A 26056-nucleotide genomic window follows, 5' to 3' on the forward strand; every position below is an offset into this window, starting at 1 on the left:
GCCGGCCCGACGCAGACCGCGCGTGGGCATCGCCCAGGAGGTGGCGGCCGATAGCGCCGGCCGGGCCGGTAAGCCTAGCGGTCCGAGCAGGATCGCTGGATTTCGGAATGGGGATTGATCCTGGACGAAGGGGCGGTCTATATTGGTCTGACCACTTGACCACCTGTCCATGTCGCTGAGTATCGGGTTGCCCGGCATCGGCCGAACCCCGGCGGGAAAAGAGAAGGATCGACCGTCATGAATTCACGCGCGCCGAACGCCATCGCAGTTGCCCGTACCGCGCAGGACGCGTGGGGAGCGATGTCGGTCGGTGAGCGAGTCACCGCGTTGGCTCAGCTGCCGCGGGCGATCATTCGTCATGCCGACCGAATCACCGAGGTGATCGGTCGAGAGAACGGCAAGCCGCGAGCCGAAGCGCTCGGGCACGAGGTCGCCTCTGCCGTCGCGGTCGCCCGGTACTATCTCGAGCACGCCGAAGAGGTCCTGGCTGCGCGGCGGATCCGACAGAAGACCTCTCCGCTGCGCTCGGCGGTCGCGACATATCGCCCGCATGGAGTGGTGCTGGCCATCGCGCCATGGAACCTGCCGTTCATCATTCCGTTCAGCCAGGTCCTACCCGCGCTGCTGGCCGGCAACGCCGTGGTACTGAAACCTTCGGAGCTCACCCCCGGGACGGGGCAGCTGGTCGGTGACATCATCAACGCGGTGGGCTTGCCCCCCGGGGTGTGTCAGGTCGTCACGGGCGACGGGCAGGTCGCCGCAGAGCTGTTGTCGTCACGGCCGGACAAGGTGCTGTTCACTGGGTCCGTCGCGACCGGTCGTGCGGTGATGACGGCAGCCGCGCAGTTTCCGATCCCGGTCACGCTCGAACTCGGGGGCGTCGATGCGGCGATCGTGTGCGAGGACGCCGATGTGGAGTTCACGGCATCGGCGATCGCCTGGGGCGCCACCTTCAATGGTGGACAAGCCTGTTGTTCGATCGAGCGTTTGATCGTGGCCGAGCCGATCGCCGACCAGCTGCTGACCAGAATAGAAGCGAAGCTGGCCATGATCGACACCGAAGCCGATCTCGCGCCGCCGATCAATGCTCGCCAACAGAACACCTGGCGCGCGCACCTCAGCCAAGCCACGGCTTCCGGTCTGCGCGTCCTCCCGCCGCCAGACCCCGCCTCATCGGTGGTGAGTCCGGCATTGGTCACCGGGGGAGATCTGCCAACGAGCGAGGACTTGTGCGCGACGGCGGTATGGCGGGAGGAAACGTTCGGTCCAGTGGTTGTCGCGACAACTTTTACGACTCTCGACGAAGCGGTCGCGCTGCACAACGACACCCGTTTCGGACTCACCGCCTCCGTTTTCAGCGGCGATGTCACCGCCGCTCGCCGCGTCGCCGAACGGCTCAAAGCCGGTGTGGTGTCGATCAACGACGTCGCGGCCATCCTCTACTCCGCGCCCGAGATTCCCTGGGGCGGTGTAGGCGAGTCGGGATTCGGACGCGCGCACGGCCCCGAGGCGCTGATCGACGCGAGTTGGCTGCACACCGTGGAATATCCGGCGGTGGGAGCCTTCGGGCCCAAACGCCCGTGGTGGTATCCCTACGGACCCGAACTCGAATCCTTCTTCGAGGCACTGTTGCCCCTGGCCGACGCCCGCACGACGCTGTCCGGTCTGACGAAGACACCTCGGATCGGATCGGCCGCCGCGCGGATGCTCGCCCGCTTCTCCAAGAACTAGGAATCCCGCATGCACACAACTTTCGACTTGAACGACCCCGTCACGGAGCCCGGTACCGATCGGGTCGAGTCGTGGTTCTTTCGCGCCAACTGCCCCAGCACGCCACGCGCGATCTGGATCAAAGCCACCTTCCTGACCTCGACTTCGGGTCGCAACCTCGCCCAGGCGTGGGTCTCGGTGTTCGACGGTGACAGCGCCACCGCGGTATGGCGGAGCATCGACTACGGTGCCGCGAAAGTGATCTCCGCCGATGGAGACCACATGATCACCATCGGCGAAACGTCCTTCACCGTCTCCGGCGAGGGCGGTGCGTTGCGTGGACACCTCGACCGCGACGGTCAGGACATCCGTTGGGACATCGCCTTCTCCCGCGGTGCAGACGAACTTGCCGACCCCTTGGTCCTGATCGGCACTGCGGCGAACGTGCGCCGATCGCGGTTCCCCGCCAACAAGGTCGTGTCTCCCTTTCCGGTTGTGCATTGCTCCGGCACCGTCACCATCGGCCGTGAGGTGTGGGCACTGGACGGGTGGTCCGGCATGCAGGGGCACAACTGGGGTCCCGCACATAGTCGGCAGTACGTCTGGGGCCAAGCTGTGTTCTCCGAGCGATCCGACCAGCAACCCTTTGCCTATGTCGAAGCGGCGAGCGCGCGCGTGGCCATCGGCAACCGTATGAGTCCGTACTTCTCCGTGATGACAGTCCGGCGTGGTGATGAGATCTACCGCTTCGACCGGCTGTTCGACCTGCATCGTCAACGCGTGGACGCGTCCTTCCCGCGCTGGTGGCTTCGAATGCGTGGTGCCGCCGGGACGGCGACGCTGTCGATGACGGCGCGCCCCGAGCAGTTCGTGATCCTGCCCTACCAGAACCCCGCCGCCCCCACCCGCTACTGCCTCAACAGCAAGCTCGCCCAGGTGGAACTGCGGATTCAACCCCACACGGGCGACGGCTTCGTCCTGCGCAGCGACCACGGCGGAGCGCTGGAATTCCTCGTGGACGACCCCCGATCGCTGCTTCCCGACGCCACTGTCCCCTTCGACTAGGACCACCACCATGCCAGTGTCATTCTTCGAGACGATGAGCGGTGAGCTTCGCGACTCGCAAGGCTCCCATCATCATGTGGCGGTCGACCTGCGGCTCGAGGCCGGCAGTTTTACCAGGTTCTTGACCGACGGCAGGACTCGACTGACCGGAACGATCCGGGCTCTGCCGTGGACCGATGGTGCGGCGGTCACCGGCGAGGTGATCGTGCTGCCGCTGACCAAACGGCTCATCCGATACCGGATGCGTTTCGTCGACGTACACGGCGGCAGGTGGCGGCTGGAAGGCCAGAAGAACATCACCTGGGGGCGCGGCTACCTGGCCAGCCAGACGACGATGCACGCTCACCTCTACCAGGACGACCAGTCGGTCGCGACCGGTGACATGCAGTTCTTCATGAACTCCGTCGTCGAGTTCATGCTGTCGTGGAAGCCGTGGACAGCGTTGCGGCCGGCAAACACCCCCTCCTCCGGCGCGAGTCCGCTCAGCGCCGTCCGTCGTAGACAGCTGCTCGCGGTCGCCGAAGCGGTCGTCGTACCCACCGATCGCGTGCCGGCCGCCGACGAGCGAACCATCGATCGGCTGCAGGAACAGCTCTCGCACATGCCCGTCCACATCTCGAGCGGTCTGCGCGCTGCGCTCACCGCATGGGATGTCCGCATCCGACTACGAGCAGGCAGACCCTTTCGCAGCCTGGACCTCGGAACTCGCCGTGAGCTGGTGCAAGCCACCGTACGCAAACCGAGTTCGGGCGCTGCCCGTGCGCTGGCCGCCATCGCCACCCTGGTGCGTTCGGCGCATTTCGGTCGTGCGGACTACCTGTCCGCCATCGGCTTCCCGACGCCGACACCCTCGCCGGTCGTGCTCCCGGAGCCGAAATGGCAGGCCAATGTCATGGCACCGACCGACTTGGCCGTCACCGATTCGATCGAGTGCGATGTGGTGGTCGTCGGGTCGGGCGCCGGTGGCGCACCTTTGGCGGCGCGACTGGCCGAGTCCGGTCTCGGTGTCGTCATAGTCGAGGAAGGGCCGCTGACGTCCCGCCACGACTTCCGAGCCCACCCGGACGACCGCCGATACCGGTACTGGCATGACGCGGGAGCCACATTCGCCCTCGGCAACGCAGTCGTCACCGTCCCGACCGCACGACTCGTCGGCGGCACCACCGCCATCAATTCGGGCACTTGCTTCCGTACCCCCGATGCTGTCCTGGCGCAGTGGCGGCATGAGAAGGGACTCGGCAGCGATTTCACGCCAGAGGCATTCGGCAAGTACCTCGACGCAGTCGAGGTCGAACTGGATGTGGCCGACGCCGAGCAGTCCATGCTCGGCCGCGTCTCGACAGTCATGGCTACGGGAGCCGAAGCGATCGGCGCGCACCACGGACCGCTGCCGCGCAATGCTCCCGCCTGTGACGGTCAGGGCACCTGCGTATTCGGCTGCCCCACTGATGCCAAACGCAGCACCAACGTCAGCTGGATCCCGCGCGCCATGACCGCCGGAGCGGCACTGGTTACCGAGATGTCGCTGACCCGCATCCTGATGCATGGAAACCGCGCGATCGGCGTGCTGGCACACGGGCATACGCCCGATGGAAGTCCACGTACGCTCGAGGTGCGGGCGCGGGCGGTGGTGATAGCCGCCGGAACTCTGCGGACACCCCTGCTGCTGCAAGAAAACAACATCGACCTACCTGCGCTCGGGACCAACCTTTCCATCCATCCCGCGGTAAGCGTGCTCGGTTTGATGGACGGCGTCGACGATAAACGCCCCTGGCAGTCGATCCCGCAGGGCTACCACGTCTTCGGCCACGGCGACCCGCGCATCAGCTACGAAGGGGTCAATAGCCCGCCCAGCCTCGGGGCGGCGGCGCTGCCGTTCGTCGGCTCGGAGTTGAGCCGGTGGATGGATTCCTGGGACCGCGTCGAACACTTCGGCCTGATGGTCCGCGACGAGGGAGTCGGACGCGTGTACCGCGGACCGGGCGGCCGACCGCTCATCCGCTACTCGGTGACTCGCCGAACCCAGGCCCTGGTCCAGGAAGGAATCGCCACGGTCAGCGAGATGTTCCTGCACGGCGGTGCTACCGAAGTCGCGCACCGCATCGAGGGCATCCCCACCGTCACCAGTGTCGCCGCAGCGCGGGATCTGGCCAAGTATCGGATCGCGCCGTCCCGGATCACGATGGCGGGCTTCCACCCGTTGGGTACCGCGCAGATGGGAACAGATCCGCGACGCGCGGTCCTCGACCAAGAGAATCGGGTATTCGGCTACAGCGGACTCTACGTCGTCGACGGTTCCGCGGTGCCTACGTCACTCGGCGTGAACCCACAGCTCACGATCATGGCGTTGTCGCTGCGCGCGGCCGACATTATCAGCGACCGCTTGAAGAGATGAAGTGTTCGGTCGGCGATGATCGCTGCCTGGGAACCGGTGCCCGCGGCGGGACCAGGACACCGGAACGCGAACCGCGGCAAATGTGCGGTTCGCTCCCCGGCTGGCGAACGGACACGTCGATGGCCGCCATTCTGGTGCTGGATGCGCGACGTGGACCCGTGAGCGCGAGGGCGGAATGTGAAAGATGTTGTGCAACATACGAACAAGAGCTATCAGAAAAGCGTTGATTGCCATCACCGAACGCCGCGCCGAGCCCGCTGCGGTCGGTTGTGCCGGTGGCTCGCCAACGCGGCTCCAGCGTTCGGTGTCGGGGGGTGTCCCTATGTTCTCCGCCAATGGGATTGGGGAAGTCGGGACGTATGCTGCGTGGGATGAGGTTTGCTTGTAGGGGCTGGGCCGTGGTGGCTGCGGTCATATGGAGCTGCGTGTTCGCAGCGGTGCACTTGTTCTGGGCCTTGGGTGGGTCTGTGGGGCTGGCGTCCTCAGCGGGCTCGGATTTGGCGGCTCGTCGTCCGCCGATGTTCGTTGCTGCCGGATTGTGGGGCGTGGCTGTTGCGCTTCTGGCTGGCGCTGTGTTCGTCGGTGTGGCGGCAGCCATGAATATGCCGCGCCGGTGGCGCTGGGTTATGGCGTGGATGATCGGGCTTGCTGGGCTGCTGTTGCTGGCTCGCGGTGTCCTGGTCGAGGTCGCGCTGGCGGCGGATGCCGGAGGTGTCCGTCGCGAGGTCGGGCCGCATCAGACTCGGTGGAGTCTGATGTTGTGGAATCCGTGGTTCGTGATCGGTGGTGTGTTGTTCATGGGGGCGGGTCGCGATATTGCGAAGCGTTGTTCACGGTCGGCTGGTCGTGCCAAGGCTCAGGCCGTGGCTGGTCTGGGATCTCGGTAGGGCCGTTCGGTTTTGAGCATGGCGTAGAGGACATCGCAGCGGCGTCGCGCCAGGCAGATGAGGGCGGCCGAAATACTGCCGATACCATGCAGCGCGTCGATATGTGCCGTGTACCGGTTTCGATATTCCAGGTAGGGAGTCCTCGATGGATTGGCGTGATTCGTCGCGTTGGTCGGCCATGGCCGCCGTGCTGGTGCTGTCGGTTGCGACGTGCCTGTCCGTCGCGTCGGCGACCCCCGATCGCGTTGATGCTCGCCGCCCCAATATCGTGATGATCCTCGCCGATGACCTCGACGCGATGACCACGCCGGTGTGGCAGGCGATGCCGCGCACCGCCGCGCTGATCCGTGACCGCGGTGTGGATTTCACCAACGGTTTCGCGCCGATGCCGATCTGCTGCGCGGCCCGGTCGTCGATCTTGACCGGAGAATACGGGCACAACACCGGCGTTCTCACCAACGGTGGCGAAGTCGGCGGCTTCGAAGCCTTCCGTGCCAACGGCAACGAATCCCACACCATCGCGACATATCTGCACGACGCCGGCTATCGCACCGGGATGGCGGGTAAATATCTCAACGGCCTCGAACACGACCCCGACCACATTCCGCCCGGCTGGGACGACTGGAACGCGGGCATCGACAACTTCCTGTACGCCGGTTACAACTACACTCTCAACGAGAATGGCACTCACGTGAAATACGGTGTGGCGCCGAAGGATTACGAAACCGACGTCATCAGCGACAAGTCCGTGCGGTTCATCACCGACGCCGCCACTACCGAGCAGCCGTTCTTCTGGTACGCCGCGTCCACCGCCCCGCACTTCCCGATCCCGCCCGCGCCACGGCATCTGGCCGAGACCACGCCGACCGCAGCGCCACGGTCGGCGAACTTCCAGGAGCCCGACGTTTCCGATAAGCCCAGTTGGCTTATCGACACCGCGGACGCCCGCGCGGCGACGATCGCGGCGACCAACGATATCGACTACACCAACCGGCTCGGCGCACTGAAATCGTTGGACGAGATGGTCGCCGCGATCGTCGATACTCTCGACCGCACCGGTCAACTCGATAACACTTATCTGATCTTCACCTCCGACAACGGTTACAGCCTCGGTGCCCACCGCCTCACCCAGAAGATGGCGCCCTACGAGGAATCCATGCGGGTACCCCTCGCTGTCGCCGGTCCCGGTATCAGCCACGGCTCCACCGATGCGATGGGCCTGTCGATCGACCTCGCACCCACCATCCTCGACTGGGCCGATATCGCCATCCCCGACCGGATGGACGGTCGTTCGCTCGCACCGGTGCTGCACGGTGACACCGGCGGCTGGCGCACCGACTTCGCCGCCGAATACGGCGGCCCGGGCAGCAACGGCCGCAACGGCATTGTCCAGGAACAGATTCCGGGCACCGAGACACCGGCGATATATGCCTTCGACATGCCGTCCTGGATCGCGGTGCGCACCGAACGGTATCTGTATGTGCGCTGGTACGAACGTGAACGCCCGCTCGGCGAGCGCGAATACGAGCTGTATGACCTCACCGCGGATCCCTACCAACTGACCAACCTGATCAAGACGCCGACCGGCCGAGCCGAGCACGCCACCACCATCACCGAACTCGACCGTCGCCTTGCCGAACTGACCACCTGTGCCGGACTCGCGTGCCGCTAGGTTCGCGACGAGCCGACCCGACGCCGCAGTCACCGAGACGCCTTCATATGCTGCTCGGGTGCTCGCCGGGCCGCCTGTGCGGGGTGAACAGTGTTGTGCAGCCGCATCGGTCGAGTCCCGAGCCGTCGACGACTGTCCGCATCTAGATCAAATCCGCCGAACCGGCAGTCCCAGTGACTTTGTCGCGCTAGCCTGCCTGTTGGAGGCGTGCTGATCAACAAGGTCCCTAACCTCCATGCGCTCGACCGGCGCGCCCCCGCAACCGCTGACTCGAACAACGACAGCAAACGGGACGATCATGGTGGCAATCGTTTGCCTGATCCGCCCCGGAAGGGTTGGGATGCGGTGGACACGGTGAACCGCGCCGCGCGGATCTGGTACCAGAGTTTCACCAAGAGCGGGCGATGACTGAGGACGCTACGTCGCGCGCGGTCCGCGGCGCGATACCCCGCTTGTCGCGGCGCCGCTTGGCGGCGGCAGGCGTATTGGCCGGGGCGCTCGGATTCGGCGGACCGATCGTCGCGACGTCGGTCGCACCATCGCGCGGACCCACCGGTCCGGTGGCGCCCGCAGGGTCGGTTCAGTTTCCTGTCGGCTTCGTCTGGGGAACCGCCTCGTCGGCCGAATCGGTCGAGGGAGCGATCACTCAGGACGGGCGCGGACCGTCGATCTGGGACACCTTCAGCCACACCGATGGTAAGACCGTCAACGGTGACACCGGCGACATCGCCTGCGAGGAATACGACCGGTTCGAGCAGCATTTCGATCTCATGGCCGCCCTGGGCTTTCGCGTCTATCGATTCTCGATCTCCTGGTCACGCATCGTGCCCACCGGCACGGGGCCCATCAACCCGACCGGGCTCGATCACTATCAACGCGTGGTCGATGCCCTGCTCATGCGCGGTATATCGCCCTTCGTCACGATCTATCACTGGGATCTGCCGCAGGCGCTGCAGGACGCCGGCGGCTGGACGGTGCGCGACACCGCCGAGCGCTACGCCGATTTCGCGGCCGCGGTCTACGAGGCACTCGGTGACCGTGTGCCTCATTTCCTGTGCCTCAACGAGCCGAACTCGCAGGCGCTGCTCGGCTATGGAACCGGGCAGATCGCGCCGGGAATCGCTGACCCGCGGGCTATCTTTCCTGCGGCTCACCATCAGCTGCTCGGCCAGGGGCTGGCGGTGCGAGCCATGCGCGCGGTCAACCATCCGAATGCCTCGATCGGGACCACGCTCAATATCATCGAGGTCCTTCCGGCGAGCGATAGCTCGGCGGACACCGCGGCGGCGAAGCTCTTCGACGGCATCTGGAACCGAACCTATCTCGGACCGATATTCACAGGTGCCTATCCCGCCGATGTGCTGGACTACTACGGCAAGCTCGGCGACACCGCGAAGGTCATCGAGGCAGACGACCTAGCGATAATCAACAGCCCGTTGGATTTTCTCGGCGTCAACTACTACACGAGCAACGTCGTCGCTGCGGCGACCGAGCCGCCCGGCTACCGAACCGTTCCGCCGGTCTCGTCGCCGACGCAGGGCGGTTTCGGGTCGAGTGGATCCGATATCACCGCGATGGGGTGGCGGGTCGCTCCGCAGGGACTGACCTCCGTGCTGCGCCGGGTCCGCGACGAGTACACCCGGATCCCGCTCTACATCACCGAGACCGGCGTCGCCTACCACGACTATGTCGAGCCCTCTGGCGAGATCCGCGACGGCGACCGTATCGCGTTCCTCGATGCGTACCTGCGTGCCGCCCATGATGCGATCGCCGATGGCGTCGACCTTCGCGGGTTGATCGTTTGGTGCTTTCAGGACAACTTCGCCTCGACCAACGGCTACTCGATCAAGTTCGGCCTCACCTGGACCGACTTCGTCAGTCAGCAGGTGATACCGAAGCAGAGCGCCGCCTGGTTCAGCGATGTGATCGCGCGGAATGGCTTGGCGGCGCATTCCTGATCGGCGGTGGCTCGAATGGTCGTCGGCGTCAGCTATTCGGCGTGGAAGCTGTGGATGCCCTGGGTGCTGACCGTCGCGCGCGGGCGTACGACCCGATTTCGGCAGCAGCGTGTTGGACCTGGCTGTCGCGTTCTGATCTATACGCTCGTTCACGATTGTGACGGGTGTCGGACCGGATGTGAGGTGTTCGATGCGAGTTGTCCACGTGGGTAAGCGAGCGGTGGCGCTGGTCACGTTGTCGGTCGGCGCCGCACTCCTGATCCATACCGCTCCGGCGCATGCGCAAACCCCGGGAACCCTGATCGCGGAGTACCCGCTGCCCGACGGCACGCGCGGGATATCCGATGCCGATGGGTCGGTGATCGAGTACTGGATGCGCGGCCCGAACGAGACGATCCAGCCGGCTAGCGGAGCGCTGTATGTTCCGGGCGGTACCCCGCCGCCATCCGGTTGGCCGATCATCGCCTACGGCCACGGCACCAGCGGGCTCGGCCCGGGCTGCGGTGGCCAGTCCGATCCGCTCGAGCACCCCGCCCAGACGATTGCGGGAGATGAAGATGCGCTGCTCCGGTACCTGACGTCGCAGGGACTCGCCGTGATCGCGCCCGATTACCTCGGCCTCGGCCGCTTCGACACCGGACCGCATCCTTTCCTGGGGATCGACACCGAGGCCACTGCCACGATCGACCTCCTGCGCGCCGCCCGCGCCGCTCACCCGGAACTGTCGCGGACATGGGCGGTCGTCGGCGCGTCGCAGGGCGGGCAGGCCGCGCTCGGCACCGGCCACCTGCAGGCCACCGATGCCCCGGACCTGGACTTCCGCGGCACCATCGCGATCGACCCCGAGTCCGACGTGGAGAAGCTTGCGCCGATGTTCGGCCCAGCCACTCCCACCCCGGCCGCAATTGCGGACGGTTTCATGGACCTGTTCGTCAGCATGTTGGCCGGGCTCCGCGCCGCCCGCCCCGAGGTGAGTGTCGACGAGTACCTCACCCCCGAGGGCCGGTCCGTGCTCGACAGCGTCGGCGGGATGTGCACACCCCAGATCATGGACAGGGTCCGCGGTGTCAGCATCGGCCAGGTGCTGGCGAAGCCCCTGGCCGTCGCGCCCATGCCTGCTGCCGTCGACGCTTACATGACCGTACCCACCAGTGGCTACAACGCCCCGATCCTGTTGTGCGTCAACGTCACCGATACCACCGTCCCGTCCCCACTGCACGGCATCCTCGTCGCCCAACTCGCCGCTCACGGCGTCGACTCCCAGACCGTCGTGGGCACCGGCAAGCACACCCAACTCAACCCTCAGATGTGGACCGCCATCGAGCAGTTCGTGGCCCGCATGCGATCCGGCCCGGACACTGGTCACCCCTGAGTCCGCAGGCCGGCGAGGGCGGGTGGTCCGCGTGGGCGGAATCCGATGGTGCCATCACAGAATTCGTTGTCAGCGGGATCTGTCGCAGTCGTTCGTGTGAGCCGACCGGGAGATGAGTTTGCCGGACCTTGGTTTCGCGTTGTCCACGACGCATGTGGCTACTGGTTCGATCCTTGGTTCCGGTGTCGGCAAGCCGGGTGCCACGGTTCGCTGGAACATTGCGCTGCGCATGGTCGCCGCGTGGGTCATTACTTTGCCCGCTGCGGCCGTGGTGGGAGCGGTCATGTGGTTCGTGGCCGCCAAGATCCCGACGTTGGCCGGGCCGCTGGTCGCGTTCGCGATCCTGTGCGGATTGTCGGGCTACATGTACTGGCGCGCACAGCAGCAGAAGGTCGACCACAACAATGTCAATGCCGAATGGGACGACGAGAGCAATTCCGTCACCCCGGCTGACGCGATCGCGAGGGTCTAACGAATGGAAACCATCAAGCTCGTCCTCGAGTCCGTCTGGAAGATCCTGCTGGTCGGACTTGTGCTCGGCGCCGGTCTGCCCGCCCTGTTCGCCATCGGCGTGCGCGGCCTGGCAATCGGCAACGGCCACGAATCGGCCGACGGCGTCGTCCACAAACCCAACCTGCTCGGCAATGTGCTCGCGGCCGTCTCGTTTCTGGTCGTGATCGCCGCGATCGCTCTCGGCATCACGATCATCGTCGCGTCGGGCTTCGGGAAGATGGTCAGCTTCGAGCATATTTATCCGACTCTGGTCGAGAAGTAGGGGACCGCAGGTGAACCAGAAGAACAACAGCGACAGCATCCTGACCCAGATCCTGGACTGGCTGCGCGCGGGCTACCCCGAAGGCGTACCGCCGAAGGATTATTTCCCGCTGTTGGCGTTGCTGAAGAAGTCGCTCAGCGATGACGAACTTCATCAGGTACTCGGTCGATTGCTGGCTGAGCGCCCCGACACCGTCGACCGCGCGCACGTGGAGGACGCCATCATCAAGGTGACCCAGAGCCAGCCGGTCGAAGTGGAACTGCGGCAGGTGGCCGCGAAACTCGCCGCGGGTGGATGGCCTCTGACCGGCTTCACCGACTGAGAGTCCGCCCTGTGCAGGGCAACTCGTCACTGCGGACTCGTACTGCCAATGCCCGGCGGGATGGGCCGCACGGGTGTTGGGAGTGCGACGTGTACGAGTTACGCGGCTGCTGTTCACCTTTCGGTCAGAATCCATCGATAGTGTCCAGGGAATGACCGATTCCGCGACGCGGCAGCTATTGCGTGACTTCAGTGAGATCGGCGACCTCGAGTCGGCGGTCGACCTTTCCGACACCGCCGGTTTCGTCATCGACGACTTCGACGATGACGATCCGATCCTGATTACTGCCCAGGGCGGTTTCGCCGTCGACACCTGGCGCGAGGGCTACCCCTACGACGAGCGTCTGGCCCGCGAAATCTACGAGGCCGACAAACGCCTGCTGCAGATCGAACTGCTCAAACTGCAGAACTGGGTCAAAGCCACCGGACGCAGACTGGTGATCGTATTCGAGGGCCGCGACGCCGCAGGCAAGGGCGGAACGATCAAGCGGTTCACGGAGCACCTCAATCCACGCGGTGCACGCGTGGTGGCACTGGAGAAGCCGACCACTCGCGAGTCCACTCAGTGGTACTTCCAGCGCTACGTCGAACACTTCCCCGCCGGCGGGGAAATCGTGTTGTTCGATCGCTCCTGGTACAACCGTGCCGGAGTAGAGCGGGTCATGGGGTTTTGCACCTCCGAACAACATCGGCGATTCCTGGCCCAAGTCCCTCTCTTCGAGCGCATGCTCGTCGACGACGGCATCGACCTCGTCAAATTCTGGTTCTCGGTGTCCCCGCTGGAACAGCGCACGCGCTTCGCCATCCGCCAAGTCGACCCGGTCCGCCAGTGGAAGCTGTCCCCGATGGACCTGGCATCGCTCGATAAGTGGGACGACTACACCGCCGCCAAAGAACAGAGCTTCGAGCACACCGACACCGACTACGCCCCATGGATCGTGGTCAAGAGCAACGACAAGAAACGCGCCCGCCTCAACGCGATGCGCCATGTGCTCGGTCTGTTCGACTACGACAACAAGGACCCCGAGATCGTCACCCCCGCCGACCCGCTCCTCGTGGGGCGCGCCTGCGACGTCATCGGCTCCTGACGCACGTCGCGTTGGTGCGTGGGTCAAGCACTCCGAAACAAACGCCGGATTCGCCGACGGATACCCGAGACGTCCCGCGACCCCGGAGCGGTGTGTTCAGCGGCCGTCTGGGCCGAGGTCGCTTGGGCGAATCGCTCGTGCAGTTGTTCGCGGACCTGGTCGGGGGTGTAGGCACGCCGACGGCGCTCGGCGCGCACGATCACCACGCCGGTCGCGACTACACCGGCCGCACCCGCCAATCCCACTGCCTTCCACCACCTCATACCGCATAGGCTACGGCCATGACGGGTACGAGCATCAGTCTCGACCGAGCGCTCGAGCTCACCAGAACTGGCGACATCTGGCTGTTCCGTGGTCATTCGGCCGCCGACCGCGCGATCCGGATGACGACGAACAGTCCGGTGAACCATGTCGGCATGTCCGTCGTGATCGACGATCTGCCCGCGCTGATCTGGCATGCGGAGCTCGGCCGATCGCTGCCCGACATGTGGTCGGGAGTCGCGCACCGCGGCGTGCAGTTGCACAATCTGCGCGATGCCGTGTCGGTGTGGACACACCGCTACGGTCAGCAGGCCTGGTTGCGCCAGTTGAACCGTCCGACCACCCGAGAGATGGATGACAGCCTGCTGCGCACCATCGCCCGACTCGACGGAACCCCGTTCCCATCCACCGCCGGTCTCGCCGGTCGCTGGCTACGCGGCCGCGCGCGACTCCCGCGCCACAAGCCGCGCCAGTCGGCCGCCCGAGATTTGGAGAGCGCGTATTGCGCGGAGATCGTGGCGGCGACATACCAGGAGATGGGACTGTTGCCGCAGCGCCATAGCCCCAACTGGTATGACCCCGGGCGATTCTGGAGCGGAGACAGACTGCAGCTGTCCGGTGGCTACGAACTGGGTGGCGAAATAGCCATCCGGACACCGGCCGCGACAAACTCCTGACCACCACGTTCGCTGTTGAGGTAGGTAACCTCGGCCAGTAGCTGGCGTCTCGGCTGCATACTCGCCGATTTCGCCTGGGGGACAGGGGGAGTCACCTTCGCCTCGACCGAAACGCCCCCATCGTCGATCGAGTGGTGCCCCTCGGGGAACCGTTGCGCTCGACCCGATTCTGTACGGCTGGAATCAGGCGAGTTCTCCGATGGACGGCCAACAATGCCGCCCCGGGACACGCAACAGCCCCACACCCTGAGGGTGCGGGGCTGTACCGAGCCGCGTCGATCAGATAGCGCGGACGTCCTGGGCCTGCGGGCCCTTCTGTCCTTGTCCGACCTCGAACTCCACGCGCTGTCCTTCTTCGAGGGACTTGAATCCCGAGCCGGATACGGCGGAGTAGTGCACGAAGACGTCAGGGCCGCCACCGTCCTGCGCGATAAAACCGAAGCCCTTTTCGGCGTTGAACCACTTCACACTGCCTTGAGTCATTGCTTACTTCATTCTTTTCTGTAGATGAGCCAAGCGGATCACGTCGATAAGCCTGATCTCACCGGGTAATCATCCCATGGATTCCAAGTTGCGCAAAGTGTGAGCCAACCGACCCTCAGCGCCCGGTACGTTCACTGACCTCGATACTTGCCCGTGCTCCAGCCGGACTCCGTGATCATGGTGTGAGTCGGGATCGGTGCCGGTAGTGGCTGCGTCGGGAGTCGAGCGCGGGGGCGAGACATGTGCTGTGCGGAAGGCGCCCGTCACCACCGAGATCGTTGCCGCTTCTCTCGGATCATGTGTCCATCAGCGCGATTGGTAGTCAATGGGTGGACTCGGGTCCGTGCTCGGGCGCGGCCTGCAGGTCGGGCGCGGCGGCGGCCAGCAATGCATCTCGGTCGCGGTTCAACGGAGGATAGATACGTCGGGTGTTGATGGCGCGCTTGGTGTCTTTGGCCTCCTCGCCGCATGCGACCACGTGGCGGTCCCAGCCCTCGGTATACACCGCGCCTGCCGGTCCCAGATCGAGAACCGTTACATACCAAGGGATCCGCAACGGCTTCACGGGCTGGCCCAGCAGATCGCCGATGACGTTGTATCCGGCCCATCGGCCCATCGGGCGGCTGTGCTGGCAGGACATCACCGACATATGCTCGTCGTCCATTTTCGCGGCGGCGACGTCACCGGCGGCGAATACCCCGGGCACACCGCAGACCCGCAGATAGTCGTCGACGGGGAGTCGACCCAGCCGGTCACGGTCGACCCCGAAGTCTGCGGTCAGCGGGTTGGCCCGCATGCCGGCACACCAGACGACGGTGGCGGCGGTCACCACTTCACCCGAGGAGAGCGTCACGCTGCGCTCGTCGATGGCGAGGACCCCGACGCCCAACTTGGTCTCGATCCCGGTGTGGGCCAGCGCCGCCTCGATGACCGGTCGCGCCGATGCACCCATGTCCGAGCCGACCGACGGGTTGCGGTCGATCAGGATGACCCGCGGTGCGACGGCATGCGTGGCAAAGGCGTCGGCGAGCATCGTGGGCAGCTCAGTCGCCTCTTCGATCCCCGTCAAGCCTGCCCCGACGACGACTACTGTCGCGGCCGCCGGGTCAGTGGGGCCCTCGGCAAGCCGGCGCAGGTGGGCTTGCAGTCTGGTCGCTGCGTCATGGGTGTCGATGTCGAAACCGAACTCCCGCAGGCCAGGGATATCGGGTTTGACTACCTGGCTGCCCAACGCGAGCACCAGCCGGTCGTAGCTGTGTGCGCCCGCGGTGGATTCCACGACTCGCGCCAGAGCATCGATCGCCGTCACTTCGCCGATGATGTGCTCGATTCCTACCGGGTCCAGAAGAGCGCTCAGCGGGATGCGGGATGTGCTCAGATCGGTCTCATAGTCGCGTACGCGGATGTCGTGGTACGGCGTGGAACTGATCATCGTGACATCGACGGTTCCGACCGCCACACCCAGCTCGTCGAGCCGCCGGACCGCCGCGAGCGCCGCCCACAGACCCGCAAATCCGGACCCGAGAACCAGGACACGCCAGGGATCGGTCACTGCAGCGCGCTGCACATCGCCATTCTAAGCGGCAGGCCAGGAGCCTTCCTGGATCTTTGAGTACGTCGTGTGGTCGGGTCGACCAGCATCATGCGGCATATCAGTGTGTTTCGAGGTCGGGCACGGCCGTCGGGCGGGTCCGTGTGCGCACCCACACCGCGCCGACGAGGCCGAAGGTGTCGACGAATTCGCCGAGCCACTGCGCTCCGCTTCGCACCCCTATTGATCGTGCCAATATTCGTCGGTACATTGATTGGCGATATATTCCCCGTCACCGGAGGAGACCAACCGATGGCGACAGTTCGTCCCGATCCCGAGGTGTCGGCGCCCGCGGACGCGTTCCACGCCGAGGATGCGGGCTACCACAAGGCCCTGCGTCCGCGACAACTGCAGATGATCGCGATCGGCGGCGCGATCGGAACCGGCCTGTTCCTGGGCGCGGGTGGTCGGTTGCACACTGCCGGTCCCGGACTGTTCCTGGTGTACGCGGTTTGTGGCATCTTCGTGTTCTTCATCCTGCGGGCGCTGGGCGAGCTGGTATTGCATCGTCCGTCCTCCGGATCGTTCGTTTCCTATGCGCGTGAGTTCTATGGCGAGAAACTGGCTTTCGCGGTCGGATGGATGTACTTCTTCCACTGGTGCATGAGCGGGATCGTGGACATCACTGCCATCGCCACATACGTCCACTACTGGGGAACGTTCCACGTAGTTCCCCAGTGGCTCATCGCACTCATCGCCTTGGCGCTCGTCGTCGCAATCAACTTGGTATCGGTGCGCTGGTTCGGTGAGCTCGAGTTCTGGGCAGCGTTGATCAAGGTGGTTGCGCTGGTCGGCTTCCTGATCATCGGAACCGTCTTCCTCACAGGCAGATTCACCATTCAAGGCGAGTCCACCGGATTCAGCGTGCTCTCCGACCACGGTGGGCTGTTCCCGACCGGTTTGCTGCCACTGGTCACCGTCACCACCGGCGTCGTATTCGCCTATTCCGCCGTCGAATTGGTCGGTACGGCGGCTGGTGAGGCGGAGAATCCGGAAAAGATCATGCCGCGGGCCATCAATTCGGTCATTGCCCGTATCGCCCTGTTCTACGTGGGCTCATTGGTGCTGCTGGGACTGCTGCTGCCCTACACCGCATTCAAATCCGGTGAAAGCCCTTTCGTCACGTTCTTCTCGAAGCTCGGTGTGCAGGGCGCTGATTCGGTTATGAACCTGGTGGTGTTGACGGCGGCTTTCTCCAGCCTGAACGCGGGTCTGTACTCGACCGGCCGCATTCTGCGCTCGATGTCGATGAACGGCAGCGCGCCCAAGGCGGCGGCGCGGATGTCCAGCGGCGGTGTGCCCTACGTCGGTATCCTCGCCACCGGTGCCATCGCGCTGACCGGCGTCGGATTGAACGCCGTGGTACCCGAGCATGCCTATGAGATCGTGCTCAACATGTCCGCGCTGGGCACCATCACCGCCTGGGCGGCGATCATCCTGTGCCAGCTGAAACTGTGGCAATGGTGGCGCAAGGGCTTGGTCGAGCGTCCGTCGTTCCGCTTGATCGGTGCGCCGTATACGAGTATCGCGACGCTGGTGTTCCTCGCCGGAGTGGTCGCGTTGATGGCGTCGAGCGCCGACAGCGTGCAACGAGGCGCGGTGATCGCGGCCGGGGTGATCATGGTTCCGGCTTTGGTCGGCGGATGGTTCTTGACCCGCACGTCACGGCTGAAAGGATCCGTCGGATGAGTCCCGAGGCGACGGCACGTCTTGTCCTCGAACTGTCCGATATCGTCGGAAAGGCTCACGTTTTCACCGATCCCGAGATGACCGCGCGCTATGTCACCGACTGGACCGGTCGCTGGCACGGTGGCACCACCGCGGTGGTGCGTCCAGGCCGCACCGAAGAAGTAGTCCGGATCATGCGACTGTGCCACGAGTCCCGAATCGGGGTCGTCGCCCAAGGCGGCAATACCGGACTGGTGGGTGGTTCCATTCCGATGGACGGCGAGATCGTCTTGAGCTCGGAACGTCTCGACGCGATCGAGGCGGTCGATCCGGTCGCCCGCACACTCGCGGCCGGGGCAGGCACCACCGTCGCCGCGGCGCATACCGCCGCACGACGGGTGGGCCTGACTTTCGGTGTCGACCTCGCCTCCCGCGACTCGGCCACGCTGGGCGGAATCGTGGCAACCAATGCCGGCGGTGTTCGCGTGATCAAGTACGGCGACACCCGAGCCCAGTTGCTCGGCATCGAGGCCGTGATGTCGGACGGCAGTGTGCTCACCCGGTGGAAGAACTTCACCAAGGACAATGTGGGCTACCACCTGCCGGGACTGCTCGCTGGATCGGAGGGCACGCTGGCGGTCATTACCAAGGTCTTGATGAAGCTGCACGTACCGCCGACACGTACCGAGGTGGTGCTGACCGGGGTCGAAACCGTCGAATCGGCATTGGCTTTGACGGATGCGTTCCGACGGGCCGGGCTCACCATCGAGGCAGCGGAGCTCATGACGGACGACGGGATGACACTGGTCCTACAGCACCGAAACCTGCGCCATCCCCTCGGCGATAGCGCGCCGTACTATCTGCTCGTCGAAGCATCCGGATCGCCGGACGTGGCCATGGTGTTGCTCGAAACCCTTGAACAGGCAGGCGATCTCGTTGTGGACGCGACGCTCGAGCACGGGCGTGGTCAGCGGCTCTGGGAATTCCGGGAAAGCCACACCGAATCCGTCAACGCCTCCTCCGCGACGCCGCCGGTGAAACTGGATGTCACGACGCCTGTCGCGGAGTTGGAGTCCTTCATAGATGTTCTTCGTCGTGAGATCGAGTCGGAATTTCCGTCCGTCCGGCTGATCGTGTTCGGTCATATCGCCGACGGCAATGTGCATGTGAATCTGTTGGATGTGGCTCCCGCGGTCGCCCAGCGGATTACCGAATTCGTATTCGAGTTGGTCGCGACCCACGACGGAAGTATCAGCGCGGAGCACGGAGTCGGCCGTTCGAAAGCCCCGTGGATCCATCTCGGCAGATCCTCGGTCGATATCGACCTGATGAAGGCGATTCGGCACGGCATGGACCCCGCGCTCATACTCAATCCCCATATTCTCCCGGCGAAGAGGCCGGATGCGGAGCCGACGGCGGTTGTTCGCTCGTAGCCGGTGAGATTCGCAGCTGACACGAACTGGTCCGCGCCTTTTGTAGGGTATCGCTCGCGCCGCTCTGGGCGACGCGAAAGGTGTCGTAGTGGCACCTGTTCAGAGCGTGCCTCGGCGCGCCGACTGCCACAGATCGACTTCGCCGTCGTTGTCGAGGAGGGCGTCGATGTCGGCGAGTTCGGCGGGGTCGAAATCGAGATTTTCCAGCGCGGCGACGTTCTGATCGAGTTGGTCGGTGGTGGATGCGCCGATTACCAGCGAGGTCACGCGGTCGTCGCGCAGCGCCCAGGACAGCGCCAGTTGCGCCAGTGTTTGTCCGCGCCGATCCGCTATCGCGTTCAGCTTGCGTAGCCGCTCGATCATGTCGGGGGCGAGTAAGTCCGTCTGGAACGACTTGCCTTGTGTGGCACGCGATTTCGCCGGAATGCCGTCGAGGTACTTCGAGGTGAGCAGGCCCTGTGCGAGCGCGGTGAACCCGATGACGCCGAACCCCTCTGCTGCGGCGGCGTCGAGCAGCCCTTCGGTTTCGATCCAGCGGTTGAGCATCGAGTAGGACGGTTGGTGGATCAGTAGTGGTGTGCCGAGCTCACGCAAGATCGTCGCCATCGTGACGGCATCCTTCGCGGTATACGACGAAATTCCCACATATAACGCTTTCCCTTGTCGGACAGCGGTATTCAGTGCCGCCGCAGTTTCCTCGAGCGGGGTCGTCGGGTCGAATCGGTGCGAGTAGAAGATGTCGACGTAGTCGAGCCCGAGTCGGGTCAGCGACTGATCGAGGGAAGCGAGCAGGTATTTGCGTGACCCGCCACCCTGTCCGTACGGCCCGGGCCACATATCCCATCCCGCCTTGGTGGAGATGACGAGTTCGTCGCGATACGCCGCGAGATCCTCGCTCAGGATTCGTCCGGCGTTGATCTCGGCCGACCCGTACGGAGGGCCGTAGTTGTTGGCCAGGTCGAAATGGGTGATGCCGAGGTCGAAGGCGCGCAGGGCGAGTTCGCGCTGGACGAGGTATGGACGATCGTCGCCGAAGTTGTGCCAGAAGCCGAGCGAGAGCAGCGGCAGATCCAGGCCGGACCTGCCGGAACGGCGGTAGCGCATTGCACCGTCGTACCTGGTGGGCTCGGGAATGTATGTCATTTGGACCTCCTCGTCACCTGTGCCGACTGTCCATAGTGCCTCAACGGTGATCGGCGTCGACCTGGGCCAGCGGTTGAACCGCCGTGGCGGTGGTGCTCACGGGCCGCCGAAGCTGGGGCTGCGCAGCGTCCGAACTCCGGCTCGGCATTCGGATCTCGTGAGCTATGACGAGATTCGGTGAGCGAACATGTCTCGGACCGCCAGGCGCGCGGCCGCCTGGCATTTCAGCGCCATGTCGAGGAAGTTATCGGCAACGTGGTGATGATCTGCCGATAGTTGTCAGCGCAGAGCCTGGGCCCGAGTGGATGCCCAGGTCCGGGTGAGCGGCTATTGAATTAGTTCGGCGAGTGCGTCTTGTAAGTAGGTGGCGATGTTCCAGACGTCGGGGATGGTGTCGGTGCAGGCGAGGATGCCGAAGTCGAGGTGGCCGTTGTAGGACATGACGGTGATGTTGAGCGGGCCCGACAGGTCGGTGAGGATGGAGATGGGGTAGCTCCCGGCCACCGGAATTCCCCCGGCGTACAACGGTATCTGCGGCCCGGGCACGTTGGAGACGACCATGTTGGCCACTGGGAGTGCGGGGGCGGCGACGCGCAGGAGTAGGCGGGTGGCCAGGCCGTGCAGGATCTGCGGTAGGGCCGCGGTGGCGTAGTGCAGCAGGGCTGGTGGGGTGGCTTGGAAGTGGTCCTTGGCGTCCAGCATTGCGGCGTGGGTGAGTTTCAGACGGTGTTGTGGGTCGGGTTCGCCGATCGGTAGTTCGCACAGCATGATGGAGAACTGGTTGCCTGCGGTGCCGAGTTGCTCCTGGGTGCGCACCGATACCGGGATCGCGGCCACGGCCGGGTCGTCGGCCGGTGCGTCGTGGTCCAGTAACCAGCGGCGGAATGCGGTGGTGCACAACGTCATTACCACGTCGTTGACGGTGCCGCCGAAGCTGTTCTTGACCTGTTTGACAGTGTCGAGCGATAGCGAGACGAAGGCGAAGGACCGGTCGGTGCCGTTGGGGCCGTTGCCCGGCAGCGTGGGATTCACTTTGCGCATGTCGGCGAGTGCGTTCGGCAGTATCGGTCCCAGGCGCAGCGGCAGGCGCACCCGATCGGCTTGGCGGGTCATTGTGTGCGCGATGCCGCGGCCGAGGACTTCGGCGGGATTGGGGGTTCGTCCCAATCGGACCCCGTCGGGCGGCGGCGGAATGGGCGGGGACTCGGGCACGATATCGAGGATCGCGGCCATGACCTCCGCTCCGGACACGCCATCGATCAGGGCATGGTGCACCTTCGTGTAGATGGCTTGGCGGCCTTCGGCCAACCCTGAGATCAGGTGGCATTCCCACAGTGGTCGACTTCGGTCGAGCGGCTGCGCGTGCAGACGGGCGGCGAGATCGGCCAGCGCCACGTCGGTCGAGCCTTCAGGAAGGCGCGTCTCGCGCACGTGATACCCGAGGTCGATGGTGTCGCTGTCTTCCCAATAGGGAAGATCGAGACCCAACGGGACGGTGCGCAATCGCCACCTCAGGGGCGCGACCAGATGTAGTCGGCTCGCGATCAATCGCCGCAGTGCCGTGACGTTCAGCGCGCCACCTGCGGGGGGTTGCAGCAGTGTGACCGACCCGACGTGGAGCAGCATGGTGGGTGATTCGGCATTGAGCAGCACGACGTCGAGCGAACTGAGTTGCCGGGATGGCCCGGTATCGCCCGAAAGCGGAATTCTGTGCGATGGTGTCGCTGGGTCAGCGGATGTGCCGCTGGCGAGTTGGCCCGGTGTCATGATGCGGACGTCCAGGTGGCGGGCGGTTTTAACGTCGGCGTGAGGCATAGGGTCTCCGCGTTGTCGCTGGTTTCGGGACAGACTGTCGATGCTGTTCAACGGCCGGTGTGATAGTGCCGTGACGCATCAATGGTCTGTCGGTGTCTGCGGGCGCTGAGAACCGTTCGAGCCGCTCCGCTCTTCCGGTGACGCCGGTGTCCGTGTCGAAGACGCGTCATCGAGTTTAGTGGTCGGCCGGGTCCTGTCGGCCGCGATCGTGTGCTCTGCACGTTAATTCTGTGCAAACGTACGACCCCTGCCTATTACTCGCGGGTGTGCCGGTGCAGCGTTGGCTTTCGCAACCATCGCAGTGGACGCCGAAGTCCAACAAGATGTAACCAGTGGTCTCGGATTTCGGCGAAAGATAGGCGACTGCTGTGGAATTCGGGAATCGGACGGTGATGTCCGGAGGGGGAATTGACCCATATTCCCGATCCGGCCGATTAGCGGAGACGCGGCAGGGGCGGTTGTGCCAAGGGCATCGGCGGTCGGCAGCCGCACGTCTCCGCGAGATCGAGCTGGACATCGATGGCCGCGGGGCTCTCGTCGGCGGCGCTGTGTGCACTCAGCACGGCATTGAGGGCCGCGCGCGCGATTGTGTCGATGGGTTGCTGCACCGTGGTGAGGACCAGTTGCCCGTAGGTGTTGGTGCGGTCGCCGTCGAAGCCGACCACTGAAATGTCCTGGGGGATACGCGCTCCCGCGTCGGTGATGGCACGCAGCGCCGCGGCGGCCTGTCCGTAGGTGCCGACGACCATGCCGCCGGGCGTCGGGTTGTCGGCCAGGTACAGGCTCACCGCGTGGTACGCACCCGCCGGGGTGAGATCGGTGCGGATCTGGCGTGCGGCCGCAGTGCCCACGACGGAGGTGTAGCCCGCATAGCGCTGCGCCACGGTTTCGCGGTCACCGTGTTGGACGTCCTCGCTTGTGAATCCGCCGACGAACACGATGTCGCTGCGGTGGTGCGTGGTTGCGAGGTGACCAGTGGCCAGCGCGCCGGCCTCGAGATGGTCGGCGCCGATGACGGGCGCATCGACGTGGTCCCTGTTGTTGTGCACCCAGACGATCGGAATCCGGTTCTGGGCACAGAGTTTCGCGGTCGCGGCACCGTTGGCGCCGCCCACCACGATCAGGCCGTCGATGCCCGAGTCGGCGAAGGCGCCGACGAATTCGAGCTCCCGCTCCGGGTCGTAGCCGGTGTTGCCGATCAGCGTCAGATGGTTGCGCAGTCGCGCCTCGACCTCGATATGCCCGACCAGTGCTCCGAACAGCGGTAGCGTCACGTCGGGGATGAGCAGCCCGATCTGCCGCCATCGGTTCGGCCGCCGCAGGGCTCGGGCGACGCCGTCCGGGCGATAGTTGAGGTCGTCCAGCGCCTCGATCACGCGTGCGCGCAAGGCATCCGATACTGGTCGTGGGCCGTCGTTGAGGACGTAACTGACGACAGCGGTGGAGGTCCCCGCCCGCCGGGCCACGTCGGCGAGGGTCACGCGCTTGACGGTCACAACTGCCCCATTCTGGTCGACATTGCGCAGGTCGGACATGGTTTGAATCGTCCTGATTCTCACACGCTACGGCTGCCGGAAAGACCACGCAAATCGATTAGATTGGTAACGCTCGCGATTCACGCACTTAACAACCGACTGGTGGAGTAATTGGCATGGCATTCGTTCGGCTCACTGGCGTCACTTACTACGATCCCGATCTGGCGCACAACAGTTATGTCCTCTACACCGGATCGGATTCGATCACCCGCCTCATCGACCTCAACGGTGCGGTCGTCCACGAGTGGCCGTTCGCGGGCGTGCCGCCGCGCATCATCGATCCCGCGCTCACCGGTGGCCGGCTTGGCGATGTCGGCGTACAACTCGCGCACAGCGGTGACGCCAGGGGCGGCATCTACGCGAATGGCACGGTGGGGCAACTGACTTGGTCCGGGGACCAGGTATGGGAATGGGGTGAGCAGGCCCCGGGCGGGTCCGCGCGGCAGAACCACGACTGGGAACTACTGCCGAACGGGAATCGGCTGTTGCTGGTCACCATCCCGCGTATTGTGCCCGGCCTGGGCAACGAGATCGTCGGCGACCAAGGACTGTACGAGGTCACGCCCGCAGGCGAGATCGTGTGGGAGTGGCGGGCAGGCGATCACCTCGACGAGCTCGGCTTCTCCGAGGTCGGCTGGAAAGCATTGCGGGATACCGTGGATCGTGATCCGGATGATCCCTGGGGCTATCTCGAGATGAACAGCGCCAAGACGTTGGGACCGAACCGGTGGCACCGCGCGGATCCGCGCAGCGTATTCCATCCCGACAACATCCTCATCAGTCTGCGCAAGGCGAATGTGATCGCGCTGATCGACAAGTCCACCAAAGCCATTGTGTGGAAACTGGGTCCGTATTTCGCGGCCGATCCCGGAGCGCAGCATCAGCGGATCAACGCGCACAAGGTGCCGCGCCCGCTCGATCAGATCTCCGGACAGCACAATCCGCACTTCATCGCCGACGGCATCCCCGGCGCGGGCAATATTCTGGTGTTCGACAATCAGGGCGGGGCTGGCTATCCGCCTGCGGCGCTGGGGATCTACGCGGGATCACGCGTCCTGGAGATCGACCCGGCGACCGAGCAGATCGTGTGGCAGTACACAGCCGAGGACTCCGGGCAGCCGTCGTGGACGTTCTTCAGCTCCTTCGTGAGCAACGCCCAGCGCCTGCCCAATGGCAACACCCTCATCGCCGAGGGCATGAATGGCCGTCTGTTCCAGGTGACACCGGAGGGCGAGGTGGTCTGGGAGTATCAGACTCCGTACGAAGGCCACGGGGTAGCCGGGGAACCGGAAGTGCGCGAACCCCGGGTGCCGGGCGTCGATCGCCTCAGCCGGACCTCGCTCATCTACCGCGCACAGGCGGTTCCGTTCGAGTGGGTGCCCGTCGGGGCCCCGCAGTCGGCTCCCGAACCCGTTGACCGGCGGACCGCGCCATGAAGACGTCGGACAAACGTTGGGGAGCGATCGGGGGAATCGTCGGCGGCCTAGCTCTGGCGGGAATTCTGTGGAGCCTCATCGTGGCTACCGGGCGCTTCCCCAGGGAGCTGTTTCCACCTGTGCCGCAGGTCATTCGGGCCGGGCACAGCCTGTGGTCCGAGGGTCTGCTGATTCCGGATATCGCAGCGAGCCTGCAGCGGGCGCTGTTCGGATTCGTCATGGGCGCAATCGCCGGAATCTCGGCGGCGATCATCACCGCGAGCACCTGGCTGGGGCGTAGATTTCTGCAACCGGTGCTCAGGTTGCTTTCTCCCATTCCGACGATCGGCATCGTGCCGCTGGCGATTCTCTGGTTCGGGATCGGCGAGAGCAGCAAGACCCTGGTGATCGCTCTCGGCGTATTTGTCCCGGTGTGGATCAACAGCCATGCCGGATTCGCGAGCACCCCGGCCGACTACCTGCAGGCTTCGCGCTGCCTCGGCGCCGGGCGCTGGCAGTCCATGACTCGGATTGTCCTGCCCGAGGCGGCGCCCGATGTGGTTTCCGGCCTCCGGGTGGGCGCGGCCATGGCTTTCGTACTCATTGTCGTCGCCGAAATGACCGGGACCACAGCGGGAATCGGTTACCGCATTTATCAAGCCCAACTGTTCTCGCAGGCCGATCGCCTGATCTTCTGCCTGATAGTGCTCGGGATAATCGGGGCGGCATGTGATCTGGCGATTGCCTCGATGTCCGCACCGATCACGCGATGGGCGCATGAGGAGCACTGAC

At 64.9% G+C, this 26056-nt stretch carries 22 protein-coding genes and 1 pseudogene; 17 read left to right on the forward strand and 6 right to left on the reverse strand.

Annotated elements, in window-relative coordinates:
* Window positions 1-237: 237 nt before the first annotated feature.
* The 12 genes and pseudogenes from ACQP1G_RS22390 to ppk2 all read left to right on the forward strand — a co-directional run bounded on the left by ACQP1G_RS22390 (window position 238) and on the right by ppk2 (window position 13243).
* Window positions 238-1731, forward strand: coding sequence for an aldehyde dehydrogenase family protein (locus ACQP1G_RS22390; RefSeq protein ID WP_433207647.1), 1494 nt, complete (start codon window positions 238-240; stop codon window positions 1729-1731).
* 9 nt (window positions 1732-1740) lie between these two features.
* Window positions 1741-2775 carry a hypothetical protein gene (locus ACQP1G_RS22395; protein ID WP_433207650.1) on the forward strand — a complete coding sequence of 345 codons (1035 nt, stop codon included), beginning with the start codon at window positions 1741-1743 and terminating at the stop codon, window positions 2773-2775.
* Between the two features lie 10 nt (window positions 2776-2785).
* Entirely contained in the window at window positions 2786-5170 is a 2385-nt protein-coding gene (locus ACQP1G_RS22400) for a GMC family oxidoreductase N-terminal domain-containing protein (RefSeq protein ID WP_433207653.1), read from the forward strand.
* A 371-nt stretch (window positions 5171-5541) separates the two neighbouring features.
* Window positions 5542-6057, forward strand: a complete 516-nt coding sequence (locus tag ACQP1G_RS22405; RefSeq protein ID WP_433207656.1) for a DUF3995 domain-containing protein — start codon at window positions 5542-5544, stop codon at window positions 6055-6057.
* A gap of 145 nt (window positions 6058-6202) precedes the next feature.
* The gene (locus ACQP1G_RS22410) at window positions 6203-7729 is read left to right on the forward strand and encodes a sulfatase-like hydrolase/transferase (protein ID WP_433207659.1); all 1527 of its coding nucleotides are present in this window, start codon (window positions 6203-6205) and stop codon (window positions 7727-7729) included.
* 207 nt (window positions 7730-7936) lie between these two features.
* Window positions 7937-8137, forward strand: coding sequence for a hypothetical protein (locus ACQP1G_RS22415; RefSeq protein WP_433207662.1), 201 nt, complete (start codon window positions 7937-7939; stop codon window positions 8135-8137).
* A complete protein-coding gene (locus tag ACQP1G_RS22420; protein WP_433207665.1) occupies window positions 8134-9687 on the forward strand; it encodes a GH1 family beta-glucosidase in 1554 nt (517 codons plus the stop codon). The genes ACQP1G_RS22415 and ACQP1G_RS22420 overlap by 4 nt, the downstream gene beginning before the upstream one ends.
* A gap of 190 nt (window positions 9688-9877) precedes the next feature.
* Window positions 9878-11059, forward strand: coding sequence for a lipase family protein (locus ACQP1G_RS22425; protein ID WP_433207668.1), 1182 nt, complete (start codon window positions 9878-9880; stop codon window positions 11057-11059).
* 130 nt (window positions 11060-11189) lie between these two features.
* Window positions 11190-11531 (forward strand): annotated as a pseudogene (locus ACQP1G_RS22430) (inorganic phosphate transporter); the annotation flags it as partial.
* A gap of 3 nt (window positions 11532-11534) precedes the next feature.
* Complete coding sequence (locus tag ACQP1G_RS22435; protein ID WP_433207671.1) at window positions 11535-11834, forward strand: hypothetical protein; 300 nt, start codon at window positions 11535-11537, stop codon at window positions 11832-11834.
* A gap of 10 nt (window positions 11835-11844) precedes the next feature.
* On the forward strand, window positions 11845-12156 hold the full coding sequence (locus ACQP1G_RS22440) for a DUF3349 domain-containing protein (RefSeq protein WP_433207674.1): 312 nt from the start codon (window positions 11845-11847) through the stop codon (window positions 12154-12156).
* Between the two features lie 151 nt (window positions 12157-12307).
* A complete protein-coding gene (gene ppk2, locus ACQP1G_RS22445; protein WP_433207677.1) occupies window positions 12308-13243 on the forward strand; it encodes a polyphosphate kinase 2 in 936 nt (311 codons plus the stop codon).
* Between the two features lie 23 nt (window positions 13244-13266).
* Here the strand turns inward: ppk2 and ACQP1G_RS22450 are convergent, their stop codons facing one another.
* Complete coding sequence (locus ACQP1G_RS22450) at window positions 13267-13506, reverse strand: hypothetical protein (protein ID WP_433207679.1); 240 nt, start codon at window positions 13504-13506, stop codon at window positions 13267-13269.
* 18 nt (window positions 13507-13524) lie between these two features.
* On the opposite strand from ACQP1G_RS22450, the gene ACQP1G_RS22455 reads away from it, so the two are divergent.
* Window positions 13525-14181, forward strand: a complete 657-nt coding sequence (locus ACQP1G_RS22455; protein ID WP_433207682.1) for a hypothetical protein — start codon at window positions 13525-13527, stop codon at window positions 14179-14181.
* A 279-nt stretch (window positions 14182-14460) separates the two neighbouring features.
* Here the strand turns inward: ACQP1G_RS22455 and ACQP1G_RS22460 are convergent, their stop codons facing one another.
* Both ACQP1G_RS22460 and ACQP1G_RS22465 read right to left on the reverse strand, forming a co-directional pair.
* On the reverse strand, window positions 14461-14664 hold the full coding sequence (locus tag ACQP1G_RS22460; RefSeq protein ID WP_327099590.1) for a cold-shock protein: 204 nt from the start codon (window positions 14662-14664) through the stop codon (window positions 14461-14463).
* A 322-nt stretch (window positions 14665-14986) separates the two neighbouring features.
* A complete protein-coding gene (locus tag ACQP1G_RS22465) occupies window positions 14987-16216 on the reverse strand; it encodes an NAD(P)/FAD-dependent oxidoreductase (protein ID WP_433208723.1) in 1230 nt (409 codons plus the stop codon).
* Window positions 16217-16507: 291 nt separating this feature from the next.
* Between ACQP1G_RS22465 and ACQP1G_RS22470 the strand changes: the two genes are divergently transcribed.
* Both ACQP1G_RS22470 and ACQP1G_RS22475 read left to right on the forward strand, forming a co-directional pair.
* A complete protein-coding gene (locus tag ACQP1G_RS22470; RefSeq protein ID WP_433207685.1) occupies window positions 16508-17944 on the forward strand; it encodes an amino acid permease in 1437 nt (478 codons plus the stop codon).
* Window positions 17941-19356 (forward strand): FAD-binding oxidoreductase, encoded by a 1416-nt coding sequence (locus tag ACQP1G_RS22475; RefSeq protein WP_433207688.1) that lies wholly within the window; start codon window positions 17941-17943, stop codon window positions 19354-19356. Before ACQP1G_RS22470 ends, ACQP1G_RS22475 begins: the two co-directional genes overlap by 4 nt.
* A 99-nt stretch (window positions 19357-19455) precedes the next feature.
* On the opposite strand, the gene mgrA is transcribed toward ACQP1G_RS22475, so the two are convergent.
* The 3 genes from mgrA to ACQP1G_RS22490 all read right to left on the reverse strand — a co-directional run bounded on the left by mgrA (window position 19456) and on the right by ACQP1G_RS22490 (window position 23849).
* A complete protein-coding gene (gene mgrA / locus ACQP1G_RS22480) occupies window positions 19456-20499 on the reverse strand; it encodes an L-glyceraldehyde 3-phosphate reductase (RefSeq protein ID WP_433207691.1) in 1044 nt (347 codons plus the stop codon).
* Window positions 20500-20826: 327 nt separating this feature from the next.
* Window positions 20827-22314: a WS/DGAT/MGAT family O-acyltransferase gene (locus ACQP1G_RS22485; protein WP_433207694.1), complete on the reverse strand. Its 1488-nt coding sequence runs from the start codon at window positions 22312-22314 to the stop codon at window positions 20827-20829.
* A gap of 434 nt (window positions 22315-22748) precedes the next feature.
* Entirely contained in the window at window positions 22749-23849 is a 1101-nt protein-coding gene (locus tag ACQP1G_RS22490) for a LacI family DNA-binding transcriptional regulator (protein WP_433207697.1), read from the reverse strand.
* Between the two features lie 116 nt (window positions 23850-23965).
* Between ACQP1G_RS22490 and ACQP1G_RS22495 the strand changes: the two genes are divergently transcribed.
* Complete coding sequence (locus ACQP1G_RS22495) at window positions 23966-25285, forward strand: aryl-sulfate sulfotransferase (RefSeq protein ID WP_433207700.1); 1320 nt, start codon at window positions 23966-23968, stop codon at window positions 25283-25285.
* Window positions 25282-26055, forward strand: a complete 774-nt coding sequence (locus tag ACQP1G_RS22500) for an ABC transporter permease (protein ID WP_433207703.1) — start codon at window positions 25282-25284, stop codon at window positions 26053-26055. The genes ACQP1G_RS22495 and ACQP1G_RS22500 overlap by 4 nt, the downstream gene beginning before the upstream one ends.
* Window position 26056 lies beyond the last annotated feature (1 nt).

Source organism: Nocardia sp. CA-107356 (assembly GCF_050946365.1).
Lineage (GTDB): Bacteria > Actinomycetota > Actinomycetes > Mycobacteriales > Mycobacteriaceae > Nocardia.